At 60.0% G+C, this 21179-nt stretch carries 13 protein-coding genes; 5 read left to right on the forward strand and 8 right to left on the reverse strand.

What is annotated here, in order from left to right:
- Positions 1–60 precede the first annotated feature (60 nt).
- Together gcvPB and gcvPA are read right to left on the reverse strand one after the other, a co-directional pair.
- Complete coding sequence (gene gcvPB, locus QW379_02070; protein ID MEM2869194.1) at positions 61–1497, reverse strand: aminomethyl-transferring glycine dehydrogenase subunit GcvPB; 1437 nt, start codon at positions 1495–1497, stop codon at positions 61–63.
- On the reverse strand, positions 1494–2906 hold the full coding sequence (gcvPA, locus tag QW379_02075; protein MEM2869195.1) for an aminomethyl-transferring glycine dehydrogenase subunit GcvPA: 1413 nt from the start codon (positions 2904–2906) through the stop codon (positions 1494–1496). Before gcvPA ends, gcvPB begins: the two co-directional genes overlap by 4 nt.
- 114 nt (positions 2907–3020) lie before the next feature.
- Here gcvPA and QW379_02080 point away from each other — a divergent pair, with 114 nt between their 5' ends.
- The 3 genes from QW379_02080 to QW379_02090 all read left to right on the forward strand — a co-directional run bounded on the left by QW379_02080 (position 3021) and on the right by QW379_02090 (position 6459).
- Positions 3021–4190 carry a hypothetical protein gene (locus QW379_02080; GenBank protein ID MEM2869196.1) on the forward strand — a complete coding sequence of 390 codons (1170 nt, stop codon included), beginning with the start codon at positions 3021–3023 and terminating at the stop codon, positions 4188–4190.
- Between the two features lies 1 nt (position 4191).
- Entirely contained in the window at positions 4192–4500 is a 309-nt protein-coding gene (locus QW379_02085) for a hypothetical protein (GenBank protein MEM2869197.1), read from the forward strand.
- A 117-nt stretch (positions 4501–4617) separates the two neighbouring features.
- Positions 4618–6459 (forward strand): hypothetical protein, encoded by a 1842-nt coding sequence (locus QW379_02090; GenBank protein MEM2869198.1) that lies wholly within the window; start codon positions 4618–4620, stop codon positions 6457–6459.
- Between the two features lie 20 nt (positions 6460–6479).
- On the opposite strand, the gene thiC is transcribed toward QW379_02090, so the two are convergent.
- Positions 6480–7751 carry a phosphomethylpyrimidine synthase ThiC gene (thiC, locus tag QW379_02095; protein MEM2869199.1) on the reverse strand — a complete coding sequence of 424 codons (1272 nt, stop codon included), beginning with the start codon at positions 7749–7751 and terminating at the stop codon, positions 6480–6482.
- Between the two features lie 8 nt (positions 7752–7759).
- Complete coding sequence (locus tag QW379_02100) at positions 7760–8119, reverse strand: RNAase P (protein MEM2869200.1); 360 nt, start codon at positions 8117–8119, stop codon at positions 7760–7762.
- 238 nt (positions 8120–8357) lie between these two features.
- Here QW379_02100 and QW379_02105 point away from each other — a divergent pair, with 238 nt between their 5' ends.
- Complete coding sequence (locus tag QW379_02105; protein ID MEM2869201.1) at positions 8358–8912, forward strand: TATA-box-binding protein; 555 nt, start codon at positions 8358–8360, stop codon at positions 8910–8912.
- 511 nt (positions 8913–9423) lie between these two features.
- On the forward strand, positions 9424–9621 hold the full coding sequence (locus tag QW379_02110; GenBank protein ID MEM2869202.1) for a hypothetical protein: 198 nt from the start codon (positions 9424–9426) through the stop codon (positions 9619–9621).
- A 623-nt stretch (positions 9622–10244) separates the two neighbouring features.
- Here QW379_02110 and QW379_02115 read toward each other — a convergent pair.
- The 4 genes from QW379_02115 to QW379_02130 form a co-directional block, all read right to left on the reverse strand.
- Entirely contained in the window at positions 10245–10478 is a 234-nt protein-coding gene (locus tag QW379_02115; GenBank protein ID MEM2869203.1) for a hypothetical protein, read from the reverse strand.
- Between the two features lie 359 nt (positions 10479–10837).
- Positions 10838–14098, reverse strand: coding sequence for a hypothetical protein (locus tag QW379_02120; protein ID MEM2869204.1), 3261 nt, complete (start codon positions 14096–14098; stop codon positions 10838–10840).
- A 227-nt stretch (positions 14099–14325) separates the two neighbouring features.
- Positions 14326–17631, reverse strand: coding sequence for a hypothetical protein (locus QW379_02125; protein MEM2869205.1), 3306 nt, complete (start codon positions 17629–17631; stop codon positions 14326–14328).
- Positions 17632–17848: 217 nt separating this feature from the next.
- Positions 17849–21157: a hypothetical protein gene (locus QW379_02130; GenBank protein ID MEM2869206.1), complete on the reverse strand. Its 3309-nt coding sequence runs from the start codon at positions 21155–21157 to the stop codon at positions 17849–17851.
- Positions 21158–21179 lie beyond the last annotated feature (22 nt).

Raw genomic sequence — 21179 nt, forward strand, 5'->3', positions numbered from 1 at the left:
CCCCTTGGGTTGCTCTCGCAATGCAGTCGCTGGTAAAAACCCTTTCGATTCGGCCCCTCCTTACAGGTCCCTCCAAGTTAGAATGGGCTGCCTCGCCGCCTGTACATCATCCACTCTCCGCACCGCGCAGCTATGCGGTGCCGTTTTAACGAGCTCCGGGTTCTCATCCAGAATTCTTATCATGGCGTCGGCGAGGGCGTCGAGCGACTGTTTGCTCTCGCTCTCCGTGGGCTCTATCATCAGGGCCTCGCTCACTATCTGGGGGAAGTATATCGTCGGCGCATGGAAGCCGTAGTCCAGAAGGCGCTTGGCGAGGTCCAGGGTCCTCAGCCCCTTTTTCTTCAGCCCCTCTCCGCTGAGCACGAACTCGTGCTTGCGCAGCCGTCGGTGGGGGAGGTGAAAGTGCCTCTCGAGCCTCGCTCTAAGGTAATTGGAGTTCAGCACTGCCATTTCTGAGGCCTTTCTGAGACCTGAGGCGCCCATCAGCCGGATGTATATGTAGGCTCTGACGAGCACGCCGAAGTTGCCGTAGAGGCCCTTGACCTTTCCTATGGACTTTGGCCTGTCGTAATCGAAATAGTATTTTTCCCCATCGAACTCAACAGTCGGCACGGGCAGGAAGGGCTCGAGGGGTTTCTTAACGCCGACTGGTCCCGCGCCGGGGCCCCCGCCGCCGTGGGGGGTTGCGAATGTCTTGTGCAGGTTGAAGTGCACGATGTCGTAGTTCATGTCGCCGGGCCTCGCGCGGCCCATGATGGCGTTCAGGTTGGCCCCGTCGTAGTACAAGAGCGCCCCGGCGTCGTGGACGATTTTTGCAATCTCCAGCACCCTGTCCTCGAATATGCCAAGTGTGTTGGGGTTGGTCAGCATGAAGGCGGCAGTCCTGTCGGAGACCGCGGCCCTCAAGGCATCCAAATCCACACAACCGTCCTTTGATGGAATCTCGACCACCTCGAACCCAGCCATCGCCGCGCTCGCGGGGTTGGTGCCGTGCGCAGTGTCGGGAAGTACCACCTGTTTCCTCCTCTCAAGCTCGCCGTTCTCTTCGTGATAGGCCCTCGCTATCATCATTCCGGTATACTCCCCGGCTGCCCCTGCGGCAGGTTGGAGGGTAATGGCATCCATGCCCGAGAGCTCGCAGAGGTACCGGCCGAGCTCGTACATGAGCCTAAGGGCCCCCTGAACGGTTGCCTCGTCCTGATAGGGGTGGAGGTCCGCGACCTCCGGCCAGCCCGCTATCTCCTCGCAGATTTTTGGGTTGTACTTCATCGTGCAGGAGCCGAGGGGGTATGGGCCTGTGTCGACGCCGTAGTTCATCTGTGAGAGGCGGAGGAAATGCCTTACGACCTCGACCTCCGTCAGCTGCGGGAGCGCCAGCTCCCTCCTCTCTAGCGAAGGCGGCACCACTCCGGGCGGGAGGGGCTCCAGCTCGCTGCCGGGGTCGAGCTCCCTGAGCAGCGGCTCTTCGTATCTGGCCTGCCTATATCCCCCGCTCACTCTCTCACCCCCCGGAGTACGGAGGCGAGTCTCTCGAAGTCTTCCCTCGTGTGGGCTTCGCTGACGGTGACTAGAAGAGAGAAGCCGAGCTCGGGGTAGCGAGGCCTGAGCCTAACGCCCGCGAGAATTCCATGCCTCGCGGCGTGGGCGCAGACGCTTTTCATCGAGACGGAGGAGCGGATGACGAACTCGTTGAAGTGGCTCCCCTCAAACAGAGGCGATTCAATCCCTTCGTTTCTCCCGAGTGCCCGCGCTAGCTCGCGGGCCTTCGTGGCTAGGCTGATTCCGAGTTGCCTGAGCCCCCTCCTGCCGAGCACGGAGAGGTAGGCGGCTGCAGCGATTGCGCAAAGGGCCTCATTTGAGCATATGTTCGAGGTTGCCTTCGCCCTGCGGATGTGCTGCTCTCGGGTCTGGAGGGTCATGCAGAATGCCCTCCTCCCCTCGGCGTCCCGGGTCATCCCTATTAGGCGCCCCGGCATGTCGCGCACGAACCTCTTTCTTGTCGCCAGAATTCCAAAGCTCGGGCCTCCGAAGCTGAGAGGGTTGCCTAGGGGCTGGCCCTCGCCCACGACGATGTCCGCGCCGTAGTCGCCGGGCGCCCTAGCAATCCCAAGTGACAGGGGGTTGACGTCCGCGATGAGCAGTGCGTCGCCGATGATGCCCCTCAGCTCGGGCGCCTCCTCCTCCCAGACGCCGAACACGTTCGGGTTTGAGACAACGACTGCCGCTGTGTCGGCACCGAGCATCCCCTTCAGAGAGCTCCAGTCGGTCTTCCCGGTCCTGAGGTCGAAGGGCAGCTCCCTGACCCTGAGGCCCGGACCCCGCGCGTAGGTCCTGAGGACCTCCGCCTTCTCCCAGTGAAGGCTCCTAGGTATGATTATCTCCTTTTTTTTCGTTATGCGGGCGGCCATGAGGGCGGCCTCGCCAAGGGCTGTTGGGCCGTCGTACATCGAGGTGTTGGTCACCTCCATGCCCGTGAGCTCACATACCATGCTCTGGAACTCGAATAGGGCCTGCAGCATCCCCTGACTCGCCTCCGCCTGATAAGGGGTGTAGGCGGTATAGAGCTCAGAGCGTGAGGTCACGGCCTTGACCGCAGCGGGGATGTAGGTCCTGTAGTAGCCCGCGCCGAGGAATGATAGGATATCGCGAGAAGTCTTGTTTGCACAAAGAAGTCTGCGCATGTGCTCCACAAGCTCGCACTCGGCCATCCCATCCGGGAGCGCACAGCCCTGAATTCGGAGCTCGGGGGGGATGTCGGCAAAGAGTTCCTCCACGCTGCTCACGCCGGCCCCCTTCAGCAATGCATCAAGGTCCCTGAGACCGGGCAGGAGCTTCTCGTATGTATGGTGGCAGGTCCGTTCCGTGTCCCTCTCGCTCCCTCCAGGAACCCTCTCCCGCTCTTCCACAATTCGACCCCCTTGTGTTCAGGCGCGGCGAATGCTGGGGCGGGATATATCTTTTACGTCGTCCGACGGGTTGGGAGCTTCAATTTTATTAGGACACACACAAATTGATAAACAATGTTGCCTTCTGAGACCGGGGAGCTCTCAGAGCTCATGCCCGGTCCACGGAGAGCGGGCTCGCGCTGGAGCCGCCTGTTCACGAACCCTGGGCTCCCGCTGGTCGGTATAATCGTTTTCCTGATTGTGTCGGTGCCATACCTTCACTACATCCTCACCCGTCCGCAGGAGAGAGAGGTGACGGGGGTCCCGCCCCCGGAGCCCTGGCGGCTGTGCATGGACGTGAAAAAGGACACCATTATCGCCGACCGCGAGCTCACGATTCAGGGCGACATCATCGTGAGGGAGGGCGCATCGCTGACCCTCTTCCGGTGCAACGTGACTATGAACGGGACGTTCTATGTCTATGGGAAGCTGCGCCTAGACTGCAGCTCCTTCAAGGACTTCCCGCGCAAACACGGTTTCGGGTGCGACTTTGGCGGGCGAGAGCTTGTGCTCCTGACCAACCTCACGAATAGCAAGCGGGCGCGTCTGAATTTCATAGCTGAATACGAGACGGCTTCTGGCTCCTCTACCCGGCTGGACGTGGTGAGCGGTGGCCACAGGACAGAGGACATCTGGCACACCTCGGACGGCCCCGGCAACGTGACCGAGAACTGTAGCGTGGACCTCACCCCGTTCTGCGGTGGGGTGACCGAGCTCCGATTCGTCACCAGTTCCGTCAGGAACTACTATCGTTTTCACCTGATCGAGCCTGAAGTCGTCGCCGACCAATTCCGCACTGTGTCGAGCGACCTGATATACAAAAAGCAGGGAAATGACTATCAGGGGTGGCATGCCGAGTGGCTCGAGTCCCCATTCATGGTCAAATGCGAGGGCGGCGAGGTCGTTTTAAAGAATTGCCATTTTCAGTTCCTGAACTTCCGTGGCTGGATGGTCGACGCAAGGGGCGCGAGAGTCTGCATCGCCAACAGCTCCTTCGACCAGATAAAAGCGGAAGGGGGCGGGTGGCACACTCCTTTCATTCACGCGCAGTCCTGTCATGTCGAGATGAGCGGGTGCAAGATGAACAACGGCACTGGCCTCAGCGCCGACAACTCTGTTATCAAAGTCGTCTATTCCGGTTTCCACGGGCAGTACGAGGCCATCATAGTCACACATACACACCAATCTCTTAGTGGAGCGCTGCCGGGTCGAGGGGTGCGATTTTGGAATAGTTGGAGCGGTTGATATGGCTTGTGGGAACGGAACGGCCTCCATCCTCAACACCTCCATCCTCAGCAGAGAAACCTGCATCATGCTGCGGAACCTGACGGTCTCAGTGGTGGGCTGCGGGCTCACGGGTCGTGTTCCATTGATGATATATCCGCCCGCGTGGCTGTCCCGTGAGAACTGCACGATGGAGGCGTTCGCTCAAGTTCGTGGGAACACCTTCTGGGTCTCCGCCCACTACAGCGGCACAGGTCAGGCTGGAGCGGTGTCGCTGTTCAGCGCGATTCCGATAGAAGGCATCGAGAGAATGGTCCAGAATAACAGCTAGACCGCCGAGGTGCCTGTGGCGCGCTACATGTGCCTAAAGTAGCCCGGCTTCAGGGATGATCCCACAACCCATCTCTATTGCAACAGCACCGGCACGGAGGCGCTATTCGACCATTTCATGAAAAAATTCGGCGAGGGGAGGTTCGACGATGGGTGGGTGGAGGTCTTTGGGAGAGGGCACAACGACCCGTTCCACGACTGGTACCTCGGGCCACCACTGGACTTTTCCCACCGCTTGAGGGCCGAGCTTATCCAGTCAATGAGGAGCTCATACGTCTGGTGCAGGATGGACGAGGGCGCGCTTGAGTTCTGGCTCGAGACGGTCAACTCGATATCTTGGGGAACCATTGACGCACGGACCTTGCTTTGTCCCCATGATGTACTCCAGCTGGCCGTCCCCGAGCAGCGCATCTGCGACCTGTCATTCGGGGAACCCAAGGTCAACCTAGACCCTGTGGACACTCTCCTCAACATCACCTTCCCCTACAGTTACAGGGGCGCGCAGTGCCTTGACTACTGCTGGAGCTGCGCTTTGGGCGACATAGAGCTTGAAGACCCCGCTCTCTGGTTCTGGGAGGGGGGCAGCCCAACCCTCAGCCTCAGCGCCGCCAGCCTCCCCTCAGGAGAACTAGTGCTGAGGGCCTCTCCGGTCGGCGTGGAGGATTTAGACCCGTCGAACAACGAGGTCCGCATCGCGATTCACTCCGTCAATGAATCGATGATAGTGTCGGATGAGACAAACCTCTCCGGTCTCTGGCTCCTTCAACCCGGTGTCAACGCGAGCTTCCAGAACGGTTCCTTTGGTCCCGAGGCCAGAAGTGTGTGGATTATGGGGATGGGGACTAACTCCATTGAGCTAAGCGGCTGCCGGCTCAACGTGTCCAGCCTTTGGCTCGAAGCGTCCGAGGGCGTGCTCCGGGACATGGAGCTGCTCCTGCCCTCTTACGGCATCTACGACGGCGTCGGGCGCTATCGCGCCCAGGTGTACTTGGGTGGAGGGGGCTGGGCGCTCGAGAAGGTGACGGCGGGCTGCGGGGGAGCGGAGTTCGCTCCACTGCGCGAGCTACTCCTCTCGGACCCGGGGTCCTTCTTTGAAGATTCCTCGAAGCTGCGGGGCTGCCTGCGGGAGCTATGTATGGACGCGGAGGTGGTGAATTTGTCCATCCTCAATTCCCGGGTCCTCGCGAGGGGCTACATCGAGCTCTCCGCAGGATGTTCGCTCACGCTCTCGGGAGTGTCCGTGGTTGGCCCCTACGAGCTCGAGCTCCGTGCACCCGACGTCACCCTCTCGCACTCCGATTTCAACCTCCTCTGGAGCATACGCGTCTTAGGCAACCTCAGAGCGGAAGGTAACACATTCAGGACCATCGTCAATAGCGTCTCCGCTGAGCGGTGCGGTCCCGGCAGCAGTCTCTGCAACAACACCTTCACGAGCGACCTACCTCCAGATACCCCCATTTCGTGGCGCTATGGGTCCCTTGGGACCCTCGGTCTATACCTCGAGGCGAGGGCGCCTCCGGTTCTCTCCGGCAACATCTTCTCAAATCTCGGCGCCGGTATTCTTTTCAGCAACGCCAGCCACCTGGCATCTCTGGACGCCTACAACTCCTTCACAGACATCCGCTCCGCCACCGCGTGCCACATAAGGACCGTAACCCTCGAGCTCGACTACTACTCTCTCTGCCTGATACTCAACAGGGCCGTGAGCGTGCTCAAGATTTGCTGGAGCGACTGCATCTCCGCCCATGAGAGGAGCTACGACCTTCGCTGGCGGGAGGGCCCCTCCGTCAGCATGAGAATCGAGCTCGTGGACCTGGCAACCGGCAGTGAAGCAACCCCGCGAAAGCTGGAGGCGATGTGCATCTGCCTGGCCGCCCTCTCGCCCTCTGGCAAGACGGACACTCTTGAATTCTCCATACCGGTGAGGGCAGAGGACGCCTGGTCCGAGAGAATCGGATGATGGGGCTGAAGGGGCCGCTTCTATATAAACTCGTCATCTATCTTCATCGCGCATAGGTCCCCGCACATCGAGCATGTGTGCCTGCTCTTCCTTGGCATTCGCCTGCGCCGCAGCTCCATCGCCCGCTCCGGGTCTATCGCGAGCCTGAATTGTTGCTCCCAGTCGAGTGCCTTACGCGCTCTCGCCATCGCCAGGTCCATCTCCCAACCAATTCCGCGCGCGAGGTCAGCAGCGTGCGCCGCTATTCTAGCGGCGACGGTCCCCTGCCTCACGTCCTCCACAGTGGGAAGGGAGAGGTGCTCCGCCGGCGTCACATAGCAGATGAAGTCCGCGCCGTACCAAGCGGCCAGCGCGCCGCCTATGGCGCTCGTGATGTGGTCGTAGCCCGGCGCAATGTCGGTCACGAGCGGGCCGAGGACATAGAATGGGGCGCCCCTGCAGACCGTCTTCTGAACGCGCACGTTAGCCTCTATCTGATTCATGGGCACGTGGCCTGGGCCTTCGACCATCGCCTGCACCCCCGCCCTCCTGCAGCGCTCGACCAGCTCCCCGAGGATTATGAGCTCCTGGAGCTGGGGCCTGTCCGTGGCGTCGGCGACGCACCCCGGCCTCAGACCGTCCCCGAGGCTGAGGGTCACGTCGTGCTCCGCCGCCAGTTCCAGCAGGCGGTCAAAATCCGAGTAGAGCGGGTTCTCTTTATCGTTGTGAATTATCCATGCGGAGAGGAAAGCGCCGCCCCTGCTCACGATGTCCGCGATGCGGCCCGAGCGCCTGAGGCGCGAGACGCTCTCCCGGGTGATGCCGCAGTGGACCGTCATGAAGTCAACCCCCTGCCTAGCCTGCTCCTCGACGGTCCTGAAAATGTCGTCCTCGGTCATGTCCACAATGGAGGAGCCCCTCTTCCTCAATGTCTCCAGAGCCGTCTCGTAAATCGGCACGGTCCCCACCGGGACCTTGACCACCTTGAGAATCGCCCTTCTTATGGCCCTCGTGTCGCCGCCGGTGCTGAGGTCCATCAGGGCGTCGGTCCCGAGGTGGACTGCCAGTCGGGCTTTCTTCAGCTCCTCCCTGAGGCTGCAGCAGTCCCGGCTGGTTCCGATGTTGACATTGACCTTGACCCTGAGGCCCTCGCCTATTCCGCATGGAGCTGGGTCGTGGGCGGGATTGAAGGGAATCACAGCCCTCCCCGAAGCCACGAGACGACGGAGGCGCTCGGGGTCGACGCCCTCCCGCCTCGCGGCGCGCCTGACAAGCTCCGGAGTCCCCCTCCCCGCGTCTTTCATGAGAGGCATCGGGCGAGCTATGGCCTCTGCTTTAATAAATGTTTCCCGGTCGCAGGGGTCGTCGGGCGGCGGACGACCCTGCCGCATTTCAGGCATGAGCTAATTGCCCTGCCGGGCCTTATCCTCACTCTCAGCGTTCGGCCGGGAATAAGGAACGAGCCGCAGGTCCTGCAGTACAGACGCTTCAGTGGCGCTGGCGGGCGCACATTGTACCGCATACCGATATTTCTTGCGAGCGCAACATAGCGGTCCGCGAGAGCTAGGTCTCCGACAAGGGCCCTCTCCCGAGCCATTTTAAAAAGAATGACCATCCTCTCTTGGGCTATCCGCACAATCTCCCGGGACCTCCGCCCGACCCTATGTCTCCTCTTGCCCACGGAAAGCCCAATGAGCTAAGGGGAGATATTAATAACGGTCGGAAGTCAATGCCAAAGTTAGTGAAAGGGGCCCGGGTCTTCGGTGCGAAGGGGACGCCGGGGAGAATGGTCGTGTTGGTGGGCTGACCCGCGTCGCCAGCTACGGAGCGCCAATGATTAGCAAAGGTATGCGGGGAAATAAGAGAATATATAAGCAACTATATAAACCCCTTATATTATTTATAATGGGGAGTCGGGCATGGTGAAAATAAGAATCGAGAATGTCGTCGCAACCACCTCCGTCGGTGCGGAGCTTGACCTAAAAGCAATTGCGCTGGCACTGGACGGGGCGGAATACGAGCCCGAGCAGTTTCCCGGCATCGTTTATAGAATCAAAGAGCCTAAGACCGCCACACTCCTCTTCCGCAGCGGCAAGCTCGTCTGCACGGGCGCAAAGAGCATTGACGACGTCCACACTGCGATCAGGACAGTGATTCAGAGGGTCTCGGAGGCCGGAATCAGAGTCAGCAAAGAGCCAAAAATCGAGGTCCAGAACATAGTTGCGTCCTCAGACCTACAGACCGACCTTAACCTGAACGCCATAGCGATAAGCTTAGGTCTTGACAGGGTGGAATACGAACCAGAGCAGTTTCCCGGGCTAGTGTATAGAATAGACGAGCCAAAGGTTGTAGCCCTTCTGTTCGGCTCTGGAAAAATCGTCTGCACTGGCGCAAAGAAGGTCGAGGACATTAAGGTCGCGGTGCAGAAGATATACGACGAGCTCAACACGGCGGGACTGCTCAAGCGCGCTTAGAGCGAATAGAGCAGTCCGGCGCCTTTGGAGTGGCCCGCTGGAGCTTACCTCGGTGTTACCCAGTAACTGAGCCCAAGCATACACGAACCCGCCGCGCCATTGGTCGCAACCGCGTCTAGCGTGGAAGCGCCCTCCGTCCAATAAACGGTGGGGCTCTGCTGGAATTTTCAGGGTGACGGTAATTGTCAAACTGCCCTGATTGCCGGCGATATCCGTGGCGGAGACATCTATCGTGTTGCAACTGCCGGCTAGGAAAAGGCGCACCGTTAAGTTCCCCTCCGGATACACAAGCATGCCGCTCCCATTGACTTCTAGCCGAGCGCAGGGCTCTGTCTTTCCCGTGAACTTTAAAAGCTTCTATCCGGGGTAATTATTATAGTGAGATTATAGTGAGCACATTGACCCCGCGCCAGATGCAGGCGTCCAGGGTTACACTGAAACTCTCGACCCTTGCTCTATTACCCACATTGTCCCCGGCGTAGAACCCAACCGCCCACCTGCCCTCGAAGGAGTGGTCTGGTGTGGCAGGGACGAGGGCCTCTCGTCCCCCGTCCAGCCCTGGACGAGGGTCTCTCCCCGAAGGAGCCAGAAGAACACTACAGCCATGCCGCTTCAAGTGTCGGAGGCAATGGGTGGAATTCGAACCAGCGATTTCTGTGTTGTCAGGAGCTTTGTCGCCCCCAAACAAGCGGCGTCTAATCGCTGTTGACTTCCAATTCCCTAATTGACTTGGAATTCCCGAGGTTGTCGCGGCTCCGGAAGGCCACGGTTTGTTTCTCGAAGCCGCGGAGGACAGAGGGGCCCTGATACACGCCCTTTCCCTCGCCTACGGCAAGGTACTCCGTCCGGCTCGATATCGCATCCGCTGTCCTTTGCGGCGGGCACAATCCAAGTGGAGGCTGCTGTATAGACGACGCACCCGGCGGGGTGGCTGGGGACGTTAAAACTCAAGGCTGTAACTCAAGGCTCTAAGTCCACGAAGAGGTTGCGTCGGGTTGCGGCTCGCGTGCTCCTCCTCTTTTCGGCCGCGCTCGGAACTCCAGTACTCGAACTCATGCGAGCCAAGCTGGTCGATTAGAATTTGGAAAAGATAGGCCCAGGAGCCTGACCCATCAGGGTTAAAGAGGGTTTTGTATACACTGCTTCTGGTGTTGCTTGCCGAGAGACGGTGAAACGGAGGGACGTCTGGTATGCCGGGAGCGGCCCCATGCTGGAACGAGGTAGGGAGAGGTCTATGGTGACATAGGCGTCTGGAGTGGCGGGAGTCTCCTCGACTCTGCCGGCCATGTCAGGGGCGATGGATAAGAATGAGTAGGTGGGCCCGTGGGCTCCTTAAAATAGCGCGAAGGTGTGCAAAGAATTCTTCTGGATGGTGCATTTCTCCAGAGCCGACTCCACTACAACCATTTCAAAAACGACAATCCCGGCCCTGTCGTCGCCCCCGTTCCATCCCAGTAGCACAGGATGCCGGTAAAGCTCCTCGGGGAGTGGAGATACCATCAGCCGAGCGGGACGGTGTCGATAGGAAAGCATCAGGTCTAGGACCAGGTGCCGTAGCGTCACCATCGCTGACCTCGACGCGCCAAAGGTAGTCGGCATTAATATGCCCTGTTGGGACCCGAAGGACGATGGTGTTCACCCAATCCTTATCGAACTAGAGACGTTTGAACCCAGCGTCGGTGGAGAGCTGAAAGGGGTACGTGACCGAGTCCCCCTCCGGATCGCTGGGGCGTCTCTGCTCCGGCCATTGGAGGCTTTTTACCCAGCTCTCGTTCAAAGGTGAAATGGGGCCATGCATGACTGGCCTCGAATTTTTATTCTCAAGAGCAGAGCCTTCGCCAGTGACTTCCCGCCCCTGACCAGCGGCGAGTGGAATGACCGGGATGAGGAGCGAATGGAGCAGGGGCGCTCCGCTCGCTGAAGCCCTATTTTTTCCTTGTCTTGAGCACAAACACACTGCCTGCGAGCGCGGCCGCCGCGACGACCGCCACAGCGACTCCCAGCACAGGGAGGGTAACCCCCCTCTCTATTTTCTCTGTGGCGATCTCCATCTCCTCAATCATAGTGTTGTTTGCGCCGTCCGTGGCCTTCACGCTGATTTTATTCCGCCCCTCCCTCAGCTTCAGCTCCACTGAGAAGCTCCCGTCAGTGTTGACCGATGCGCGGGCTCCGTTCACGGTCACGCTCCCTCCCGGCTCCGTCCTGCCGCTGAGGGTGTAGCGCGTGCTCTTCAGCTTCATGCCTGATTTCGCGTCCAGCACGAGCTCGCATACAGTGTCTATTCTCACGACCACCGATTTCGCCACTTCGCTGTTCCCCACATTGTCCACGCTGTAGAACTCAATTGTGTAGCACCCGTCGCCCGAGTGGTCCGCGGGCGCGAGCACAGTCAAGGCCGTTCCGTTGGTCCAGGGCACGAGCTCCCGGCCGTCTCTGAGTACGCGGTAGAGAGTGCCAGCCACGCCACTCTCTGGGTCCTCCGCCCTGAAGACCACGGTGGTATCCCTGTTTTGAGGCCCTGAGGGTGCATTACTTCCGGTGACAGGAGGAGCGAGGTCAAGAACGAGATTCTGTACTCTCTCATCCTCCACCAGTCCAAGGTTGTCCATGCTCCTGAAATGCAGTGTGTGCGTCCCGGCCCTTGTGAGAGAAATTGGCCCAGTGTAGCGCTCGTAGTCGCCCGACTCCAGAGCGAACTCCGTGAGGGCGACGCCGGAGCCAGCGTCGTAGGCGCTCAGCACTATCCGTGTGGCGTTCGAGATATAGACCGTGGAGCCACATACCCAGCTAGGTCCGTCGAAATCTATAACGGTCTGAGGGGGTGAGACATCCACGAAAAAGCGAACCGTTCGCTTTTGGTCCTCATTGCCCGCCCTGTCGACGCTCCAGTAGGTTAGGTTGTGTGACCCGGGCGGCAGGGAGCTGAGGGGAGCCCTATATCTCTCGACCCCCGCATCGTCCAGCTGATAGAATATCGCCTCGACACCGGCGACCTCGTCGCTGGCGCTCAGGCCAATCTGAGTGGAGGTGGTGATGAACACGGGCTCATCACCGTACTTCGGGGCTCCCACCGTAGCGCAGGTCAAGGGGGCCAGAAGGTCCACTCTCGTGCTCACATGCTTCTCTGGGGTCGGTCTGGGCTCGTAGTTGCCGGCCCTGTCTCTGGCCCTCACGAAAAAAGTGTAATGGTGGCCGTTTGCTCCGGTGAACTCGAGTGAGGAGGCGGTCGAGTTCTCCAGAGCGGGCTCGAATTCTCCGCCGTCTACGGACACAAAGACATTGTAGGTGGCGACGCCTGATGTGGCGTCGGTGCCCGACCATCTCACCGTGAACTTCTCGGAGTTCTGGAAGGGGTCTAGAGAGAGAATTCTCGACTCCGGCGGCGTGGTGTCGACCACCGTCTCCGCGTCCGGGAGCGCTGGGGGGAGCTCGGTGTTGCCAGCCCCGTCCACCGCCACTGAGTAGAACCTATAGCCGGTGCCGTCCTTGCCAGTGAATCTGGCCGAAGTCTGGAGCGTTCCAACGAGCCATGGGGTACTAGCCCCGGTATCGTCCATCACGAAAATGGTGTAGCCCGCGACGCCCGAGCGGTCGTCCGCGCCGCTCCAGTTAACATAGAACGATGGGGAGGTGGTGAACTCGGGCAGCGCGGCGACACTCGACGATGGGGGAACGGTGTCAATGGTGAATTTCCAGACCTCGGACCACCTTCCGGGGCCGAAGGAGTCGCTCGCCCTTACCCTCCAGTAGTAGACGCCATCAGCAAGGCTCCCCGAGAGGGAGTATTCAGTTCCGGCCAGATCGCTCTCCTCGTTCACGATAGTCGAGAAGTCAGACCCGCTGGAGACCTGGACCGTATAGGTCACGCTCTCGCCCTCCGGGTCGCTCGCGGGCGCCCACTTTAGTAGGGGCGGAGCATTGACTGCGCTCCCGTCGGGGGGCGAGCTCAGCTCCTGCATCACCGGCCTCCCGTTTGTGTAGGTCCTGCCCGCCAGAATCACCCCTCCAGCGGTGTCTTTTTCCATATAAAATATCTTGACCGTCCCTCCGTTGACCAGTGAGAGGGAGTTGAACTCCCTCCCGCGGGCGTCGAGCGTGCCCTTAATCACAACCCTACTGCCTGCAAGGGCGATGCCCCCGCCCGCTCCGCCGCCGCCGTTGCCACCCTTGGTCTTCCCGCCCTGACCCCCAGCCCCGCCGCCCCCACCGGTGCAGGTTATCACCCCATGAACAACCAGCTCCCCGCTGGAGATCAGTCTCACAGCCGCTCCACCCGCGCCCCCTCCGCCCCCTCCACCTCCATACGACGGGTCCGCGCTCGTCCCTCCCCCTCCGCCCCCGCTACCCCTGACAACCGAGATATCAGTCGTTGTGTCGCCGTTGGCCCCTTTTTTCATATACCCCCCATTCTCACCGTCGTTACCGGGTGGCCCGCTCTGAACCCCGGCTCCGCCGTTGCCTCCGTAGGGCCCGGCACCCTTGCCCCCGCTCGTCCAAGAAGCGTCCGCACCTCCGCAGCCGCCTCCGCCTCCCCCTCCGGCACCGGAGTACGTGATTGAGCCGTCCCCTCCAGAGCCTCCCCCGCCGCCCCCGCCAAAACCGGTGCCGCCAGCGCCACCTGCCCAGCTTCCCGTGCCCCCGCTACCTCCGCCGCTCTCCGTCCCCGGCGAACCTCCCGGCTTTCCTCCGGCGCCTCCATTACTCCCGCCGCCCCCGCCGCATGCATAGCCGACCTGCCATGTTCCCCCCCAGTACGAGTCCTGTCCGGCACCCCCCTTTCCACCTGTTCCGCCCCTGCCTCCCGTGACGCTCTTATCCGAGTTCTGCCCTCCCCCTCCTCCTCCATAGCCACGGCCGTCGCCGAGAATTTTTCCATTAGGGCCAACGATAATCCACGGGGCTTGGAGCGAGAGCAGGCCTGTGCTCTCGTCGTTTCCGTCGTACGGGTTGATTCTGAGTGTCCCGTTTATCTGAACGCTGCGGGCGTAAATGTGCGACCCCGAGAGGTTGTAAACTTCCCCCTCGGGCACAATCAGGTCGTTTGCATCATTTGTGACCGCACGGGGCCCCTCGCGAATCTCTTCGGAATTCCTGTCTCCCCCCGCTGTGGCGGCCGGAGCGAAGAGCAGGAGCGCAAGAAAAACGGACGGCAGCGCACGATAGCTATCGCTTCCCTTTCCGAACATGTTAGTGCCACTAATTTAATTGGATATAGAATTTATTGTACAATTGTAATGTTTATATAGCTCAACTTCTACAATTCTCCGTTATTACTCCCGATGATTCGTCCGGTATTTCATCACTTCCCTACACCGGGTATGGATGGGGTGGAGTCTCACCTGGGTCATGCCAAGACGAGCTGCTGGAGGCTGTTCAGGCGAATTCCTGACCGGTTGACGCCTGCCAGCCTAGTCTATTTAGCCCTCCGCTTTCTGTACACCACCAGCCCGACAGCCACAAGCACGATCGCGACAATACCAGCGGCCACTATCCCGATGAGCATTGTTGGCACACCGGCGGTCGCAGGCCTGTTGTAAATGATTCTGTAGACCTCGCTCCTCTCGTTCCCCGCCGGGTCAGTTACCTTCAGCTCCACCTCGTTCGCGCCCTCATTTAGCTCCAGCTCGACGCTGAATGAGCCATCGGAGCCGACGGTGATGCTCTTTCCGTTGAGCGTTACCTTGGACCCGGGCTCAACCCTCCCCGAGAGAACATACCGCTCCTTGCTCACGGTAACCTTTTCGGGCTGGTCTGTGTAGAGCTCAGCGAGGGTGTCCACGACGAGCTCTTTCTTTTTGGTCTCCTCCCTGTTGCCCACGTTGTCCTCGCTATAGAACTCGACCGTGTAGGTCCCGTCGCCCGAGTGGTCTAGAGGCGTGGCTACGACGACGCTCGTACCCTCGGTCCAGTCCTGAATTGTTTCCTCTCCTTTCAGCACGCGGTACCACGTGCCCGCCACGCCGCTCTGCGTGTCCTGGGCCTGCAGGGATATGACAATCTGGTCAATAAGTTCTTCCATCGAGACCTGGGCAATTGTCGAGGGCGGAGTGGTGTCTACGACGAAGGTTAGCTCTCTCTCCTCCTCCAATGTCCCTAGGTTGTCCTGGCTCCTGAACCTCAGGGTGTGCGCTCCCCCGCCGGTGAAGGAGATCGGCCCCTCGTAGAGACTGTAGCCCGAGCCGTCGAGCCCGACCTCCGTCCTGGCCACACCGCTCCCCCAGTCCATTGCGCGCAGGGAGATGCTATGGGTGCCAGACAGATAGGTCCGTCCACTGTTGGCCCAGCTCCGTCCCTCGACAACGAGTTCTGTGACGGGGGCTTCGCCGTCCACGAAGAACCAGACGCTTCTCTTCTCCTCCACGTTGCCCGCAAGGTCCGCGCTCCAGTAGGTTAGGTTATGGTGGCCCGGCGGGGCCCCTTTTATCGGCCCGCTATAAGTCGTCGGTGCACCCCCGTCGAGGCTGTACAGCACCTCTCCCACACCGGCGTAGTCGTCCTTCGCCGTGAGCTGAATGACCGTTGAGGGCGAGACGAAAACAGGTTTCTCCCCGTACTTGGGCTGGCCGATGGCGAGCGTCGTCGCCGGCGCTTTCAGGTCAACCTTCGTCCTGACCATTTTGTCGGAGGAGGGCTCCGGCTCAACGAGCCCGGCGCGGTCCCTCGCCCTGACATAGAATGTGTACTCGTGACCTCCCGCTCCGTCAAAGAGTCCTTCCGTGTCTCTCGTCCCCTCGAGCCACGGGCTGAAGGAGCCCCCATCGACCGAGACATATACTGTGTAGTCCGAAATGCCCGAGGTCGCGTCCTTGCCGTTCCACCTCACAGTAAAGCTCGCTTCGGTCTGGTAGGGGCTCAGAGGCAAAATCGAGGAGGAAGGAGGGATTGTATCGATTGTGGTGAAGGCATCAGGCGAGAGAGGAGGTGCTTCCTCGTTTCCTGCGCGGTCTCTCGCAACAGAGTAGAAGGCGTATCTGTGCCCCTCCTCGCCTTCAAACCGCTCTGAGGTCTTGAGGGTGTGCTCCTGCCAGACTCTGAAGCCGCTCTCGTCCTCGCACACATACACCGTTATGTCCAATATTCCGGACACTTCGTCCTCGGCGCTCCAAGATACCTCGAAGCTCGAGGTAGTGGTGTACTCGGGTAGCTCCACAACGTAGGACTGTGGTGCAACCCTGTCGAGTGTGAACCTCCAAGCTGGAGTCCAGCCGCCGGGGCCAATCGCGTCCTCGCCCCTCACCCTCCACCAATATGTCCCGTCTCTGAAATCCTCCGGGATGCTCAGCTGGGTTCCAGTGATACCTGCGCGCTCAATGAGAATGGTCTCGAAGCTTTCGTCGGATGATACCTGAATTGCATAGGTAAAGGCATCCCCATCCGGGTCGCTCCCGGCCTTCCACGAGAGAGTTGGGAGAGTCTTCATATAGCTCCCGTTAGCAGGCGAGCTTAGGCCTTCTATTGTGGGCCTTCCGTTGTAGTAGACCCTTCCGCCCTGCACGGAACCCGTGACAGTTTTTTCGGCATAGAATATCTTTACAGAGCCACCGTTCTGTGTTGAGAGCGTGTCCTGGAGGCGCCCGCGGGCGTCAATCGTACCGGAGATGGTGACCAACATCCCCATCAGCGCAATGCCCCCTCCCGCTCCTCCACCACCCGAGCCGCCCGTATTCTGCACCGGCACGGGTCCGGGACCCGGCGCTTTGTCATCTGGGTCCGGAATTATTGAACCCCAGACCCCTCCTTTTCCGCCCCCGCCGCCCGTTGATGAAATACTGCCGAGAATTTTCAGCTCGCCCTCCGCTATCAGCGTCACGGCCGCGCCTCCCGCGCCACCCCCTCCGGCCCCCCCACCGTAACCCGACGAGGCACCACCCCCTCCGCCACCGCTTCCCCTGACCACCGTTAAATCCGTGGTGGTATCGCCGTTTATCTGGGGCCCCATGTAGCCCCCGTTCTGGCCGTTCTGAGAGGCGCTGCACGTGCCCGTGGTGCCGGGACCTCCCGCGCCGCCGAATTCTCCTGCGCCCTTCCCGCCCGTCGTACCGAAGGCGCTCGCGCCGCCACTGCCTCCTCCTCCCCCGCCACCGCCCGAGACCGTCGTGGAGCCACCCCCACCGCCTCCCCCTCCGTATCCACTTCCTCCGGCCCCGCCGGCCGATGAGCAGGTTCCTCCTTTGCCTCCGCCAGACTCGGTGCCGTCACTGCCGGCTGCGTTCCCCGCCCCGCCCTTTCCTCCATTGCTCCCTCCGCCCCCTCCGCCACCTTTAGTAGTGGGGGTTCCGCCGCTGGTCGCGGCCGCCCCATTGCCACCTTTCCCTCCGGTTCCCCCTGAACCACCTGGCGAGGCCACGGTGTCGGACTGGCCCCCGCCTCCGCCCCCATAGCCCCTTCCGTCCGCCAGAATCTTTCCGGTTGCGCCGATGAATATACTCCCAGCCCGGATGACCAGAGTTCCAGTGCTCTCGTCGGTGCCATCGTATGGTTTCACGACGAGGGTCCCGTCTATCTCAACCCTCCCTGGGTATGTGTGGCAGCCGCAGAGCTCGTAGGTCTCCCCCTTCGGAACAATCAGGTTGTGGCCGTCCTCGACCTCGCGGGCTCCAGCGGTATCGACACTCCCAGCGGCACTTGAGACCCCAGCAGCCGGTGCAAGTGGCAGGAGCATCAGCGCCGCCAGTAAAATTACGATTATAGATCTCCCTTTATAAGATTGTTCCTTCATCTCAATCCCTCAGTGTTTAAGTCATAAGAATTATATTATTTAATAATTATGGAACACTATTCAAAAATTGTATAGCATAAAGTTTTGCCCACTTTTCCAATGTGCGCTTTTGCAATGTGGGATCGGCTGGGCGATATAACAAATAGATATCACTGCTCATATTTTTCCCTAGGTGGTCGGTTGTTATTATATTCGGGCCGGCGAATTCCCAGAGCTCTCAGGGCGCCGGAGGAAGGGGAGGCGTAAGCGCTGGGGGGGAGGGGGGCGGGGGTGCCACAACCGGCTTTTTTCGTCTGGCCATCACGAGAGCGATGACTGCCACGACCGCAATTGTTACCACTATGGCAATAACTGGCCATATGGAGCCGGTCTCGAGGGGTTTGTTGTACGTAATTGTCCGGGTCTCGGTCTTCTCGTTCCCTGCGGGGTCTATCGCCTTGACCTCGATCTTGTTTGCACCCTCCTTCAGTTCTATCTCGATGGAGAAACGACCGTCAGGGTTCACTCGGGTCAGCCTCCCGTTAACATAAACCGTCGAGCCGGGCTCGACCGTGCCCTTGACGGTGAACCTGTCCTTGCTCGTCGAAGCGCTCCCGAATCCTAGCTCAAGGGTGCCGCTCGTGTCGACGATGATTGTCAGGTTTCTCGTCTCTTCTTTGTTGTCTACATTATCAACACTGTAATATTCGACAATATATTTTCCATCGGTGGAGCCGTCCGATTTAACGTCGATAATTATTTTTCTTCCTTTAATGAAGCTCATCGGGGGTTCTCCCTCCCGCGTCACTCTGTAGTATGTGTCCGCCAGACCGCTCTCGAGGTCGGTGGCGTTCAGCTCAATCTCGACCGTCCTGCTCTGGGGTCCCGTGGGTCCTATCGCCCTAGTGCTGGGGGGCCAATCGTCCACAACCACCGTGACATTCGTCTCCGGGGTTTGTAGACCCAGATTATCGTAGGTTATGTATTTGATGATGTGGCTCCCGCCCTTACCCAGTTTGAAGGGCCCGAGGTACGTAAGCCCCTCCATCCCGTCGAGCTGGTAAATCGTGACATTAACCCCGCTACCCTTGTCCTGAGCGTCGAACGAGACTAGCGTGGAGGCGGCGATGTAGAGCTTCCCGCTCTCTGAAGTGTAGTTCGGTCCTAAAGGAACTAGATTCGTCACAGGCGGCTCGTTGTCCACGAAGAACCAGACCCTTACTCGCTTCTCCTCGTTCCCAGCTTTGTCGACGCTCCAGAACGTGATGTTGTGGTGCCCTATCACAGTCTCCTTGAAGGGCTTGATATAGTCCTGCTGGGGGCGATTGTCAATCATATAATACGTAGCTTTGACGCCAGATGCGGTCTCGTTCACTTTAAGTACGATGACGCTGCCCGGAGTGATGTAGACTGGGTTCTCTCCGTAGACTGGTCTCTCAGGAGCGAATCTAGTGACGGGCGGTGTGGCATCAACAATCGTGGTCTTGATTTTTGAGGGTGGGGGCGGGACCGGCTCCGTGTTGCCTGCGAAGTCAGTGGCGACCACGAAGAAAGAGTAGCTGTGCCCCTCTTCGCCCGAGTACTGTGCAAAGACTACGTCCCCAGGGACATCGTCCTGCCACTTCTCAAACTCGCCTCTGTCCTTGGCGGCGTAGACAGTATAGGACCTCACGCCGGAGACCGAGTCAGTGCCGCTCCATGTGACCATGAACTTTACTTTACTCTGATATGGGGCAAGGTCGCCAATGCTTGACGTGGGTGGTGTGGCGTCCAGAATTGTCTGGGTGTCTGGGTGGGCGGGCGGGGTCTCCATGTTGTCGGCGAGGTCAAGGGCCGTTGAGTAGAAGGCGTATCTTGAGCCATCCCTTCCCTCGAACAGCGCGCGGGTCTGCGTGGTGTTGACAAGCCAAGGCCTGAAGGGTTCCTCGTTTTCCGACACCCAAATCGTGTAGCTGGCGAGGCCCAGTCCTTTGTCCGTTCCAGACCACGACACCCAGAAGGGAGTGGTATTGACATATTCTGGCAACTCATCTACGGCAGACTCTGGGGGAGAGCTATCCACAGTGAATTTACGCACCTCAGACCAGTTCCCGAAGCCCGAGCCGTCACTGGCCCTGACTCGCCAGTAGCACTCGCCCTGAAGCCCCACCGTCGGTTTGAACTCGGTCCCCTTGATACCCTTCTCATCTAGCTTGGTAGTGGTGAACTGCTCGTTCCCCGAGACTTGAAGGTGATAAGTCAGCGATGCGCCCTCGGGGTCCTCTCCCTTCAGCCATTTGAAGGTAGGCTTGGGACCGGTTACCGCCCCGTCTTCAGGTGAGATCAGCCCCCTCATTGCCGGAAGACCGTTGGAGTAAATTCTTCCGGCCCTGATAGTTCCCGTTATTGATTTCGAAAAATAGAAGCACTTCACTGTTCCTCCATTGGTTGTAGAGAGCTGGTCCTTGTCCCTTCCGCGAGCGTCCACGGTTCCGCTGATGATAAGAGATACGCCTGAGAGGCAGATGCCCCCGCCCGCTCCCCCACCGCCCTTGGCGGAGCGGTAGTACTCGTCGCCCCAGCATACCGAGTAGCCGCCCCCGCCGCCACCCGTCGTCGAAATAATGCCCTGCACGATGAGCTCGTTCTCCGATACCAGCGTGACTGCACCGCCGCCAGCCCCTCCCCCGCCTCCCCCGCCGCAATAGTACTGCGCCGAGCTCCCGCCTCCTCCCCCGCTGCCCTTCACAACGGTCATGTCCGTGGTCGTGTCGCCGTTGGACTGTTTTGCCATGTAGCCGCCGTTCTCTCCATCCTTTGTGCCGTCATAGCTGTAGGTTGGCCCCTGGCCGCCCTTGCCGCCGTACGGCCCGGCCCCATCTCCGCCATTTGGATTGCTGCCGTCCTTTCCGCCCGAGCCCCCGCCGCCCCCTCCGCCGCCGCCATAGTAGTCACACCCGCCCCCCCCCCCCCCCCCCCCCCACCCCGGTCCGCCCTTGCCACCATAGTCCCCCCAGTTGTCACAGCCTCCGCCGTCGCCGCCCTTGCTCTCCGTTCCGGCCTTTCCGGGGGTGAACTCGGAGTATCCACCCGAGGGGCCGCCCTGTCCACCATTGCTGCCCCCGCCTCCGCCGCTGGCGTAGTAGTCGGTCGGCCTGCCGCCGTCCCCGCCCTGGCCACCAGTGCCTCCTTTGCCTCCCTCGCTCCCTCCTCCTCCCCCACCTCCATAGCCTCTTCCATCGCCCAGAATCGCTCCGGTGGGCCCGATGGTTATCGATTTGGCGTATATGACCAACGTCCCGGTCTTCTCATCTGAGCCGTCGTAGGGCTTGAGTTTTAAGGTGCCGTCAATCTGAACAGAATCTTTGTAGGTATGAGTTCCGTATAGGGTATATTCCTCACCCGCGGGAATTATTAAGTTGTTGGCGTTGTCTATTATGGCACGCTGGATGGCTCCCCCTTCAGACCGAGAAGCGGCTGCTGCCGCTGGTAGGGCGGAGAGCACCATCGCCACTATAACTGAAATCGAAATCACAATGCGCACTTCGCCTCGAGCATTCTCGAACATACAGAACCACAATAATTAATCA

The sequence above is a fragment of the Thermoplasmata archaeon genome, from assembly GCA_038851035.1.
GTDB lineage: Archaea > Thermoplasmatota > DTKX01 > VGTL01 > VGTL01 > JAWCLH01.

Bases quoted from the DNA above. Each gene is read 5' to 3' on its own strand.
- QW379_02080 (MEM2869196.1), top strand. From the start codon at position 3,021: ATGTTGCCTTCTGAGACCGGGGAGCTCTCAGAGCTCATGCCCGGTCCA.
- QW379_02085 (MEM2869197.1), top strand. From the start codon at position 4,192: ATGGCTTGTGGGAACGGAACGGCCTCCATCCTCAACACCTCCATCCTC.
- QW379_02090 (MEM2869198.1), top strand. From the start codon at position 4,618: ATGAAAAAATTCGGCGAGGGGAGGTTCGACGATGGGTGGGTGGAGGTC.
- thiC (MEM2869199.1), bottom strand. From the start codon at position 7,751: ATGCCTCTCATGAAAGACGCGGGGAGGGGGACTCCGGAGCTTGTCAGG.
- QW379_02105 (MEM2869201.1), top strand. From the start codon at position 8,358: ATGGTGAAAATAAGAATCGAGAATGTCGTCGCAACCACCTCCGTCGGT.
- QW379_02115 (MEM2869203.1), bottom strand. From the start codon at position 10,478: ATGGTGACGCTACGGCACCTGGTCCTAGACCTGATGCTTTCCTATCGA.
- QW379_02120 (MEM2869204.1), bottom strand. From the start codon at position 14,098: ATGTTCGGAAAGGGAAGCGATAGCTATCGTGCGCTGCCGTCCGTTTTT.
- QW379_02125 (MEM2869205.1), bottom strand. From the start codon at position 17,631: ATGAAGGAACAATCTTATAAAGGGAGATCTATAATCGTAATTTTACTG.
- QW379_02130 (MEM2869206.1), bottom strand. From the start codon at position 21,157: ATGTTCGAGAATGCTCGAGGCGAAGTGCGCATTGTGATTTCGATTTCA.